Source organism: Thermoactinomyces sp. DSM 45892, from assembly GCF_900107305.1.
Lineage (GTDB): Bacteria > Bacillota > Bacilli > Thermoactinomycetales > Thermoactinomycetaceae > Baia.
In genome coordinates this window covers 149,922-162,390 of record NZ_FNPL01000004.1, presented here as the reverse complement: position 1 = coordinate 162,390, position 12,469 = coordinate 149,922, and the positions used below count along the sequence as shown (strand labels likewise).

Here is a 12,469-nt window from a genome sequence, read left to right as displayed (position 1 = left end):
ATCATCCTAGCCTGTTTATTTTTGAGGTACAGAGCGTTGATCCCCCACATTAGCGGGATTATGAAGATATCCCAGTGCACATAAAGCAGCATCCTCAAACTCTTGAACCCGTGTATAGCATAGATTCGTAAACAAACCGTTACTTCCCACCACAGGCATTTTAGAAAGATGTGGCGAGGGGTAATCCGCTTTCACTACATCGCTAAACTCTACATCAGCCGAGATTTGGCTACTGATAAATCGCGGAACCATCACTTGAGAACTAGCCCCTAAGCCATATTCGTTTTTCGTACCGTCAACAAACAAGCACCATCCGTATAAGAACATCCCGAATTCATGATTGGAAATCAATCCTTCAAACGATACATAGGCATCGTAATCGCCTTTGATCTCCCTTGCTCGATCAATTCGATTCCAACATCCTTGGATTGCTTCTTGATCATTGGTTGGTGTTTTAGACACTCCTGAATCAACCGAAATCGTTTCGATGATAGCCTGATCATAAAATCGGTTGACTATATTTTGCAGTGCTTTTTGTTTCGCCTCATTGGTTGAAGTTAGTAAGATTCTCATTGCTTATCTCCCATCTGCTTACGTAGCGTTCTCATAAACCCATTTCATCACTTCACTGTTTGCAGTACCGTTGTAGATATCTTCCAATACCTCACTTGCATTTGTAATCCTCGGCATCATAACCGATTCTTGCTGTACGAAGCTATCGGAAATATCAAGCGCTTTATCGGCATGTCGATCATAGATTTGAGTGAAGTTACTAGCCATCATGGTATAGCCTAGCTTCAAATCTGGTACGCCTCTATCTACTAAATCTTGATAGACAAGCTCTGTCAGAAACGAAAAAAAGCCCATGTCATACGGCAAACCAGTGATCACATCTGTACTGCGAGAGAATACTTTCGAACACAAAAAACCCTCTCTAATAAAATAATTAATGGCTACTGTACAAGGAAAATCTTTTGTCGCGGTCTTGTGCATCCCTTGGTTTATATTGATAATAGCCCGTCTTGAATCCCGGTTATCACAAAGACGTTTAATAACCCAATCATACTGGCTACTAATTTTTACATCTGGAACAGGCTGATAAAACACATAGTAACCATAGTTCGAATTAATATTTCCGTTCTGATCAGCTAAATGGTTCCAAAATTTTGAAGCTTTAGATAATCCGCCATCCACTTTCAGGCTTCCTTGGAAGTAAGCGCATAACTCTCTAGCAAAGTATTTGATTGCTTGAGGACGAGCCGTATGCACCCGATCCCTAGAGTCTAGTAAGAGATAATTCACATCATACGCTTGCAAAGCATCTCCCGCTCTCGTTGAGACCCGATCCCCTTTGTCCAAAATATGAGTAATCCCGTGCTTTACTAATTCATCTACAGTGTTTGCGTGAATATCAATACTTTTCAGTCCATTTATCATGGAGTCTGTTGTTTGCAGAGATAACATATCTGTCCCCCTCAGGAAAATTTCTTACTGACGAATTAAAGTATACATAACAATTATAATATGCACAATAGACTAAATTGTATTTTTTGATAAAAGATATTATTATATTTTAATTAATATTTATATGTATGAATATTTATTCCACTCACAAAAGGGTTGTAGATTCGAAGAAGCTAATTCGATAGACCTATATCACTCGAATTAGCTCCTCCATTATACCTCATTAAATACATCTACCTCTCCAAACTCTTCCTTTAAAAGAACCAATACTTTCTTATATGCTCCCCGTTCAAACCACTGCAACAAGTTTAGCTGTTCATAAAGCTTCTTTATATTCATGCGCTCCGTCCGCCTACCACGACTTCCATCTCCCATAAAAAAATCATCTAGCGCCACTTGGCTCGTAACACCCCGTAACGTCCTCGCTATATGTTTACTTAAGGGGAGCATGGGCGAAATCGAAGCTCTCGTTGGGACTCCAGCTTCCGTAATCTCTCGCAGTGTCGCTAGCCTTGCAGGAATAGGCGGAGCACTCGGCGTAAATACCTTTCGAACCTTCTCTAGATCGGTTTCAATCGTCATACTCACGATGATTTTCTGCTGAAACTCTCGGAAAAGATCGATGTCCCTCTTGGCTAAGGGCGACCGCGTATGTATCATCAAGTAATCGATCTCATCCATCTGGGACAACATCGCTTCGAGAAGGGAGCGTGTTAACCTCGTTTTCGCTTCCACCCCTTGATAGGGATCAGTCGCAGTACTCATAAAGATCGATACAGGTGTCCCCTTTTTTCTCGCTTTCTGAATCTCTTTTTCTAGCAATTGCGTGGCATTCGTCTTAATATCAACATACTCCCCCCACTCAGCCTCTCGATACTTCGCTGCTGGCATCTCTCGCACATAGCAATACTTGCAGCCAAATACACAGCCTACGTACGGGTTTAGAGTAAATGTAAATCGACTTCCATCCAGCGAACCATTGGCAGGGGTTAAAATAGTTCGGGATGTAATCTCCTTAAACTCTACCATGATGATTCCCCATTTAACTGGTGTGTTTATTTCGTGTTTCTCTTGTTCATTTTAACTCTGCCAAATGTTTAGTAGATGCGCAAGGAGGAATTGGGTGGATCCATAGAAGAAAGGGATGATTCTATCTTCACATAGAACCATCCCTCATATTTTTGTTGCTCCCATATCTAGATGCCGCCTCTCTCATTTCCAATCCACACACTAAAAATCACTTCCACAAAGGTCTTGATCGCTGTTAATCCTTTCACTCTCCCACCCCCATTGTTCTATATCTTTATGCTACTCTGTTTTCTATTATTTCCACGGATTTATCTTTCAAATCAAGAAATGCGTACAATCTTAAGAACTTCTTATCTTTCTATTGATACAAATTTTTTTCTTATATATTATGAATAGAAGACTTTATTATTTTAAAAAAGTACACAAAAATTGCTTTTCATTTTGATGGAGAAGGAAGATTGCATTTGAGAAATTATTATGATCGTCCCAAACCTACCTTATTAAAAGGTTTTAAGCGAAAACGCCTATTTCTATGGGCTCTTTTGCTGATGAATGTTGTAGTTGGTTCTGTCTACATAACTTCTTGGTTAAATGATGAAGAGCCAGCTCAAGCTTTTAGTAAAAACCCAGCTGTTTCCATGCCTGCACGAACCACAGCTACACAGTTTGCAAATGAGTACTTTCGTTGGTACTCCTCTGATAAGGATGAACGAGAAAAACGTCTCGAGCCTTACTTAATCAAGGGAATCGACAAACAAGCTGGTTTAGTGCTAAACGACATTAAGACGGATTCGGTTGCGAACAATGTGCAAGTCTGGGATGTTCGAGACAAAGGGAACAACAAAGCAGACATCGTGGTCTCTGCCACACTAATGCTGACTGAAAAAGGAAAAACAATGATGGCAACTCGACGCTTAGTTGTCCCCATCTATGCAATCTCAAACGATTCGTTCGTAGTAGAAGATGTTCCTTACTATTTAGCAGAATCGAACCCAGTTCAGTCATCGAAAGGGGATTTTAAATCAAAAGGCAACCAAATCGATGAGAAAAAAATGGATGAGTACACGACATTCTTAAATAACTTCTTTAAAGAATATGCATCCACAAGTCCGGAAAAAAGCTTGTCTCATCTCACAAAAGGAGACTTACAACTACGAGGGCTCGGAAACGTGCTAAGCTTTGGCAAGCTCGAAGATGTAAAAGTGTGGGATAACCGATCTGAATATGAAGTTTCATGCAAGGTACGTTTCCAAGATAAAGCAACAGGTTCAGAGGTTTTATACCCGTACATTATCAAGATGACCAAAGATGATGGTCAATGGCGGATACTGTCTTTGATCCATAGTCAGTAAAGTGAGGATGAATTGATTTGAATCATTACAACTATCTCGTACATCGTGAAAAGCTCTGGTATCGGTTAGGTCCTTTTCGCTTGGAGAAAGGCATTTCCAAACAAATGCCACGCATTCTACTGATGTTGGAATGCGGGATTTTCTTGTCTAGCTTTATTCCATATACTCCTTTTTGGCTAGTTGAGAAATATATTCCATTAGGAGTAGTAGTCAATCTCGTCGCGCTACCTCTCATAGGAGCTTACTGGCTCTCTCATAAGAAAAAAAAGCCACAGAAAAAGATCCTTTCAGGCCATCATTCGCGGCATTCTACTATGGATCAGCCCGTTTCACAGCCAACCACCTTTTCATTTGGTAAAGGATATACCATTTGCATTCAATCACGAGTTCAGAAGGTTCCCTCTGGCTCATCGTATTTCTCGAGAGCGTTACTAAGAGAGGAGAAAGTCCGTTGAAAGCCACACAATTAGCATTTCCTATTATTCATATAGAAGAAAATCTTGTATTTACCATAGACGGAAAAGTATATGCCTACTATCAGCTACCTCGGATGGGCTTTAACACACAGGTGACCGCCAGTGAGTGGGGTCAGTTACTTCATAATGATTTTCATGTTCTCATTCTCCCTCAGATGGAAACGATCGAAGAGATGCCTAACTTTGCTATGAAGCCCGATGATCCTGCTTTTCTACATAAAGTAAATCAAATTATTAAAGATAAAAATATATCATCGACTGAAAAACAAATTTATCTCGGATTTGCCTTAGAGTCACACCCCGTAGAGACTGTGAAGAAGAAACGAAGTAAGTGGAAGCATTTTCGTCGCTATCTAGAAAGTACTTCGGGACTTAGAGCCTACGATATTTTAGATGAGGAATTTACTTGGTATTTCCAACGAGAACAAGAGATGTATCAGCAACATCTAGAGTCATTCTCCGTGAAGAAGGCAAGTGTGTATCACCTGCAATATATGGTAAAGCACTGTCATGATCGAGGAATCGGACTACCCGAACTAAATCCTGTATGGAAACCAAAGCAAGAGAAAAGAAAAAAAGATGGACAAGTCGTCATTTGTCCAAACCAACGAGATATTCAACTTCTCGTTCAATCGGAGTATGAGGTTCATGCACAAGAGATGACAGTTCGTCGCTTTCACAACGGAGCTGTCAGAGAAGGTTATGTACGCTTTCTCTATCTCACCTATTTATCTGAAGGGTTTTCCGTTGCCGACTATCGAAGCCTCTTCCAGTGGCTCCCGATCCCAGTAGACTTGTCTATTCGCGGAAGAATAATCCCACCTGAAGTAGCAATGCAGTTCCTAACCAATGGGAAGGAAGGTCTCATAGCATCGGGACAAAATGGCCCTCTTGTCGTTTGGAAATCCGTTTCCGAAATGCAAAAAGGCCCGTTTCCATTGTTTGATTGTACGTTCTGCTTCGGCCTCTATGCCTCCACGAAGGAAGAGTTAGACCAGAACACACAAGTACTCACTCAATTTATTAAGGAGAAGGGTTTGGAATTAACTACTCCTGTGGGGGAGCAGTTCTTCTCATTTTACGAATCGCTTCCAGGTTCTCAGGGATTCATGGGGGACTATGCCCAGCGCTGGGACCCTGCGATGATAGCGGAGACTGTCATGAACACATCTGGTCCAAAACCATTCCTCTCTTTAGATGAGTTAGCTAGTTCCTTAGAGATTCCTTGGAGTCCATCTGAGCGTTCAGAAGACGAGTCCACAATCCTTGTAACAATGGAGATGGAAGTCGGTCAACCTGGGCTTGATATCGAACTTCCTGCTAACCTACCGATCTATGAAGTAATTCGTCTTCTCCAACCCATGATGGATGGGCATATCGCACCAGATGAACCCTGTGTCCTCGAGATAAAAGCACCTACTGGAAACTGGGTTGAGATGGATGAGGGGCATTACTTTCATGAGTGTTCCATTATGGATGGAGCTTATCTGCGTGTGGTTTCCAAGCAACAAAAAATAGAGTATCGAGACATGCTAGTACGACTGGGACACCTACCTCCTGAGAAGGTGAAACAATTATTTGAAGAATGGTATAAGAACGAAGTGATTCGAGGGGGTGGAGAGCTGTGAACATCCTCTTCTCCCGCTCACCGAGGATCCGCAAGGAACTTCCAGAAGCAGTAGTTGACCTACAAAATCCACCAAGCAAACCGACGGAACCTACCTTCTCGATGGCGACTCTTATTGCACCAATCATCATGACCATCGTAACCATTGGTCTTTTTATCTACATCAGTTCATCGAGGCAATCTAACAATTCAACTTTTATGATCTTTCAAATCGTCTCTTCCTCTATGATGGCAATCTCTTACATCATTCCCTTCTTCACCTATCAATCACAGAAGAAGACACATCAAAAAGAGCTTCAGAAAAGGGAGAGAATCTATCGGGAGAGTCTTCACCGATTTCGAGAAGACTTCGAGAAATACCGCAGAAATGAGGAAGCAATCTTACGAGAGATCAACCCATCTTCCCTTCACTGTATGTCTAAAATCCAAGCCGATAAGACGTTCTTATGGCAACGTTCTCCCCACGACACTGACTTTTTAGACCTACGCCTAGGGACAGGGACCATTCCCTCTTCGATGAAGATTAAGACACCCGAACAAGATGCATTCCAAGAAGATCCACTCGTAGAAGAAGCAATTGAGCTAGCGAAACAGTATGAGTCTGTAGCAGACGTTCCAGTAACATTGCCACTAAGCAAAGCTCCTGTTGTAGGCATATATGGGGATCGAGAGTCTGTTCTCAATTCGATGCGCAATAGTTTAATCCAGCTAGCCACCCATCACTCACCAGATGAGGTGAAGCTCGTCTCCTTTCATTCCGATGAAGAAGCAGAGCAGTGGAACTGGATTCGTTGGTTGCCTCATGTATGGGATGATTCACGGAAACTACGACATCTAGCCACAAACTTAACCGATGCGAGAAACGTAATTGACTCCCTTTATACCATCTTTCAACGAAGGAAGAACCGTAACACGCAAGGGAACATTATTACTCCTGAGTTACCTTGGTATGTAATCGTTATCTCCAATCCCAGCTTGTTGGAAAACGAAACCATCCTTCCTCTCCTTTTAGAAGAGGCAAGTAATGTGGGAGCATCTGTCTTTTTATTAGCTGAAAGCAAAGAAGTCCTGCCGAGGCAGTGTCGTGCGCTCTTAGAAGTCTCACGTTATACTGGAAATTTGAAAACGACAAACTATCTAAGCGAAAAAGAGTCATGGAATTTCTCATTTCAGACGGATGATTTATCTGTAGAAATCGCTGAGTTCATCGCTCGCACGATGGCCCCGATTCGGTTACGAACAAGTAAATCAGGACAAATTCCAGATGTACTTACAATGATGGAGCTTCTCCAAGTCAAGAGATTAGAGCAAATCAATGCACCCACTCACTGGGCACAAAACCGCTTTCCAAACAAATTACCTGTTCCAGTAGGTGTAAATTCAGTTGGGAAGCAATTTGAATTAAATATCCACGATAAAATCGAACGTATGGGTCATGGCCCCCACGGTTTGATTGCGGGAACAACCGGATCAGGGAAAAGTGAGGTAATCCAATCCTTCCTCGCCTCTCTTGCGATTCGGTATCATCCACATGACTTGGTGTTCTTACTCATCGACTACAAAGGCGGTGGGATGTCGAATACATTTGAAGGATTACCACATCTGGTTGGCACGATTACCAACTTAGACGGTGCTTTGATCGAGCGGGCGAAAGTCTCATTACGTGCGGAATTGATGCGGCGAGAAACCATCTTTAAAGAAGCAGGCAACGTGCAACATATCGATGAGTACTATCGATCGTCTTATCGAGAAGAAAATCCTCTTCCACACTTAGTCATTGTAGTAGATGAGTTTGCCGAGTTAAAAAAAGAACAGCCTGAGTTTATGAGTGAGCTCATCTCGATTGCCGCCAAAGGGAGAACCTTAGGCGTTCATCTCATCTTAGCCACACAGAAGCCGAGTGGTGTCGTGGACGATAAAATCTGGAGTAATTCTCGTTTCCGAATTTGCCTTCGTGTTCAAGAAGAAGCAGATAGTCGTGACATGCTAAAGATTCCAAATGCAGCATGGATTACCACACCTGGACGAGGATATTTACAGGTAGGAAGCAACGAGTTATTGGAACTCGTTCAGTTCGCTTGGAGTGGTGCTCCCTATCGACCAGATGCAACACAAATGACTACGGTATCTGTCAATCGAGTTTCACTTGGTGGTAGGAGAATTCCTGTGACACATGATTTAGTGGAGACAGAAGAGGTACAGGAAGTGAAACAATTACAAGTCATCGTAGATTATCTCGCTGAACAAGCAACTGCAAATGGCATCGCTACCCTCGATGGTCCATGGCTTCCACCTTTACCAAAGGAGATTTTCTTAGAACAGTTATCCACTTCCCAATCTGATTGGTTAGAGCCGGTAGTTGGTTTCTATGATAACCCCGCTCATCAAGAACAAGCTATCTTACAGATCCCACTACATGAAGGCCACCTCTCAGTCTACGGCATGCCCGGAACAGGGAAGACCACCTTTATACAAACGATGCTCTACTCATTGGCTCAAATCCACACTCCTGAAGATGTGCACATGTATGTCTTGGATTTCGGTGACATGTTCCGCGACTTTACACATCTACCTCATGTCGGAGCGGTTATTCGAGAAGAGGAGACGGATCGAATCAAGCGACTCTTCCGCTTCCTCCAACAAGAAATGATGCACCGACGGGAACAGATGTCTACTTCAGGGATTAAGACATTTACCGCATATCGGCAATCAACACCGGAGCCTGTACCCGCCATTGTGGTCGTCTTAGATGGCTACCTCACATTGAAGAAGAGCTTTGAAGATGAACATGATGATTTCGAACAACTTCTTCGTACAGGTGGTGGCTTTGGTATCCACTTCATTGTAGCCACTAACCAGCTTACCGACATGTATGATCGGATTCGAAGCAATTTCGCACTAGGTGTTTCCTTTGAACTAGCGGATCCTTCGGACTATTACACTGCCGTCGGAAGACTGCCCAAACCTCCGATCAATCTCCCAGAGGGACGAGGCTTTGTGAAAGGAAACATTCCCCCTTTAGAGTTTCAAACCGCTTTACCTATGCAAGGTGAAGATGAAATGGAACGAGCACAGAATCTGCGTGATAGCATGCAAAAGCTTAACCAATCGTGGACCGGTGTACGTCCAGCACCGATTGAAACACTACCATCAGCAATTGCCTTAGATCAGTTACTTGCTAAGCAAACCAAAATGCCTAGCATGCTCACTGCTCCTGTTGCGATCACGATGGACGATCTAGCACCTTACTCTGTAAATCTAAGCGATGGCCCTTACTTCCTAGTAGCAAGTCCATCAGAAGGAGGAAAAACATCCTTCTTACAAACATGGATTCTATCTCTTGCAATCTACACTTCACCAAAGGATTTCGAAGTGTATACGATGGATTTCCGCAGTAGTACCCGAGGACTATCTATCATCCAAGACATTCCTCATATGAAGAAATATATCTCGAATCAAAGCGAATTACCGTCGCTTTTAGATATACTGGAAGAAAGATTAGACAGTAGAGAAGTATCCAACGCATCAGATCATCCAGCTATTTTCTTAGTGATTGACGATGCTGATCACTTCAGTAAACAGTTTGATGATTATGCTCTACAAAGCCGTCTGAATAAAATCATGACGGAAGGGAGAAGAAAGAATTTCTATACCGCTATCGCAGGCGGTCCTTCGAACTTCCCTTATAGTAGCAACGACTGGCTATCAGAGATTAAAGGGGTTGAAACGGGCTTTATCTTCTCCACCCTAGACTCCAATGATCTTAGTTTATTGAAGATCCCGTACTCCGAAACACGATCCCCTCATTTACCAAAACAATTACGGGCAGGGGAAGGATACTTTGCGAAGAAGAGCTTTACTCGTATTAAAGGTGCTACTCCATTCTCTGAAGAATGGACACCAGAAAAATGGGTGGAACACCTACAAGAAAAATGGAGATAGGACTCTCCCAACTCGAATTAGAAAAGTAAACACTCTTAGATGAAAAAACACCTCTACTAGCTAGAATCTAGTTAATAGAGGTGTTTTTTATGTCTCTACCCGCTCCGCGATGTCTGGGGGATATCCAATTATCTATATATCTGATTATTGAAATAGATATATAGATAATTGGATATATAGATAATTGGATATATAGACTAGTTACACATAGCAGGAATTATGAATATCTATAGTAAGAATACTGTAGGGAGGTGTAATATGTCGCAAGCAAACATACCTAATATTTCACCGAATATAAGCATTACAAGGGAAGACGCAGTAAATCTGCTATTATCATCGATTGCCTTAGAAGAACTAGGATTAAGCCATATTATTAATGCCGAAGGCGAAAAACTCCAGTACGTTCTCGGAACGCTCCCTGGAGTCTCAACATCCTTTCAACCCACCATTAGCGATTTACTTACGATAAACAGCAGTGTTCGTGACACGATTAATGTAATTGGGAAGAAAGAATGGATTCTAAATGAGAAGCTAGAAAATGTATTAAACACAGACGTCACGAGGGGACCGACGGGGTCTGCCGGAGCCACAGGGCCTACAGGTCCATCAGGAGGACCTCCCGGACCTGCGGGGGCTACCGGGCCTCAAGGTCCAGCAGGGCCGACGGGGGCAGTTGGAGCCTCAGGAGACACAGGACCTCAAGGGCCGACAGGGCCTCAAGGTCCAACAGGAGCTTTTGCTACAGGTGATTTCTTATTTGTAGTCCAAGGAAACTCAGGCGCGAACGGAACAGTTCCACTCGGTTTCGGAGATACCCTCAATTTTATATCGGATACCTTAGACATCACGGTAACACCTGGTTCTGCCATCGTGAAACTAGAAGTTCCCACAGGCGCTAACGGGGCTACTGGAGCTACGGGGCCTCAAGGTCCGACGGGCGCGGATGGTGCAGACGGCGCTACGGGACCTCAAGGGAACACTGGGCCTCAAGGTCCGACGGGCGCGGATGGCGCGGACGGCACTACGGGGCCTCAAGGTCCAACGGGCGCGGATGGCGCGGACGGCACTACGGGGCCTCAAGGGAACACTGGGCCTCAAGGTCCGACGGGCGCGGATGGCGCGGACGGCACTACGGGGCCTCAAGGGGACACTGGGCCTCAAGGTCCAACGGGCGCGGATGGCGCGGACGGCACTACGGGGCCTCAAGGGCACACTGGGCCTCAAGGTCCGACGGGCGCGGATGGCGCGGACGGCACTACGGGGCCTCAAGGGCACACTGGGCCTCAAGGTCCAACGGGCGCGGATGGCGCGGACGGCACTACGGGGCCTCAAGGGCACACTGGGCCTCAAGGTCCGACGGGCGCGGATGGCGCGGACGGCACTACGGGGCCTCAAGGGGCTACCGGACCCACTGGTGCCACAGGGCCTCAAGGGGACACAGGGTCTACTGGTGCTAGCGGACCCCAAGGTGGCACTGGACCCACAGGGGCTACCGGAGTTGCAGGCATTACCGGACCGACGGGAGCTACCGGGTCGACAGGCGCCACAGGCATTACTGGAGCCTCAGCTGAAAACCAAACACCTTTCATCTACGTACAAAACGGTACTTCAAATAATGTCTCAGTCATTAACGGGAGAACGTTACAAGTAGTGGCCACAATCACTGTAGGACTTGGTCCTTGGGGTGGCTCTATCAATCAAAAGAATGATCGAGTATATGTCGCCAATTCTAACTCAAACAATGCTTCCGTCATCGATGCAAGAACCAATACCGTCATTGCAACACTCATTGCTGGCAATCAGCCTAGAGGTGCAGCGGTAAATCCTAACAATGGTAGAGTATATATTTCAAACTTCGCTAGTAGTAATGTATCTGTCTTTGAAGCAGATAATACTTTCGTCACAACCATCGCACTTCCTGCTCCTCTAGAAACAGATGTAAATGTAATCACAAATCAAATTTATATCGCTTCGAATAACGGATTCGTTTTCGTCATTGATAGTAACTCCAATGCCATCGTCGCAACCGTTACTACAGCATCAGGGGATCATCAGTTAGCTGTGAACCCAGCATCAGGACTTTATTATGTAGCTCTAAATAATGGAAGTGTTGTCAATGCTATCAATTTCCCTAGTAATACCATAGCGGCTACCATTCCACTCAGTGGAGGGCTAATTGGTGTAGATATCAATACGTTAACCAACACACTCTATGTTAAACCACAAAATAATTTTGTTTATAAAGTCGATGCAAGCACCAACAACACTCTCGCTACGATTACGTTAGCAGGAAATGGGCGAGAACTTGCCGTCAACTCGATCCCAACGGAGTTAATGCTTGACAACTTCACCTCATCCTACGTTGCCGCGGTGATTGGTGGCAATCCTGGACGTGTTGCGTTAATCGATCAAGTATCCAACAACATTTTTTATACGATTACCGTTGGAAACGACCCCAGATGGCTACAGTTCTTTTATTTATAGAAGATCATTCCCTTTAGCAGGCACATTCGAACAAGATGCGCCTGCTTTTTTCTATATCCAGTTATCATTCCATCGAAAAACACCTCTATTAACTA

8 protein-coding genes are annotated in these 12,469 nt (G+C 44.1%); 5 read left to right on the top strand and 3 right to left on the bottom strand.

All coding sequences use genetic code 11. The annotated features are described in order from the left end of the window. Nucleotides 1–15 precede the first annotated feature (15 nt). The 3 genes from BLU58_RS04680 to BLU58_RS04670 all read right to left on the bottom strand — a co-directional run bounded on the left by BLU58_RS04680 (nt 16) and on the right by BLU58_RS04670 (nt 2,493). Complete coding sequence (locus BLU58_RS04680) at nt 16–573, bottom strand: inosine/xanthosine triphosphatase (RefSeq protein WP_093291065.1); 558 nt, start codon at nt 571–573, stop codon at nt 16–18. 18 nt (nt 574–591) lie between these two features. After that, nucleotides 592–1,464, bottom strand: a complete 873-nt coding sequence (locus BLU58_RS04675) for a thymidylate synthase (protein ID WP_093291064.1) — start codon at nt 1,462–1,464, stop codon at nt 592–594. Between the two features lie 213 nt (nt 1,465–1,677). Continuing rightward, complete coding sequence (locus BLU58_RS04670) at nt 1,678–2,493, bottom strand: SPL family radical SAM protein (RefSeq protein ID WP_093291063.1); 816 nt, start codon at nt 2,491–2,493, stop codon at nt 1,678–1,680. 464 nt (nt 2,494–2,957) lie between these two features. On the opposite strand from BLU58_RS04670, the gene BLU58_RS04665 reads away from it, so the two are divergent. From BLU58_RS04665 to BLU58_RS17165, 5 genes are all read left to right on the top strand, one after another. Further along, nucleotides 2,958–3,845: a conjugal transfer protein gene (locus tag BLU58_RS04665; RefSeq protein ID WP_093291062.1), complete on the top strand. Its 888-nt coding sequence runs from the start codon at nt 2,958–2,960 to the stop codon at nt 3,843–3,845. Between the two features lie 17 nt (nt 3,846–3,862). After that, nucleotides 3,863–4,300: a hypothetical protein gene (locus BLU58_RS04660; protein WP_093291061.1), complete on the top strand. Its 438-nt coding sequence runs from the start codon at nt 3,863–3,865 to the stop codon at nt 4,298–4,300. After that, nucleotides 4,297–5,949, top strand: a complete 1,653-nt coding sequence (locus BLU58_RS04655) for a hypothetical protein (RefSeq protein ID WP_093291060.1) — start codon at nt 4,297–4,299, stop codon at nt 5,947–5,949. Before BLU58_RS04660 ends, BLU58_RS04655 begins: the two co-directional genes overlap by 4 nt. After that, nucleotides 5,946–9,890: a type VII secretion protein EssC gene (essC, locus tag BLU58_RS04650; protein WP_093291059.1), complete on the top strand. Its 3,945-nt coding sequence runs from the start codon at nt 5,946–5,948 to the stop codon at nt 9,888–9,890. Before BLU58_RS04655 ends, essC begins: the two co-directional genes overlap by 4 nt. Nucleotides 9,891–10,148: 258 nt before the next feature. Further along, nucleotides 10,149–12,374 (top strand): alpha-helical endospore appendage domain-containing protein, encoded by a 2,226-nt coding sequence (locus BLU58_RS17165; protein ID WP_093291058.1) that lies wholly within the window; start codon nt 10,149–10,151, stop codon nt 12,372–12,374. Nucleotides 12,375–12,469: the final 95 nt, after the last annotated feature.

Excerpts from the sequence above, each read along its gene's own strand:
- BLU58_RS17165 (WP_093291058.1), top strand. The coding sequence starts at position 10,149 with ATGTCGCAAGCAAACATACCTAATATTTCACCGAATATAAGCATTACA.
- BLU58_RS04680 (WP_093291065.1), bottom strand. The coding sequence starts at position 573 with ATGAGAATCTTACTAACTTCAACCAATGAGGCGAAACAAAAAGCACTG.
- BLU58_RS04675 (WP_093291064.1), bottom strand. The coding sequence starts at position 1,464 with ATGTTATCTCTGCAAACAACAGACTCCATGATAAATGGACTGAAAAGT.
- BLU58_RS04670 (WP_093291063.1), bottom strand. The coding sequence starts at position 2,493 with ATGGTAGAGTTTAAGGAGATTACATCCCGAACTATTTTAACCCCTGCC.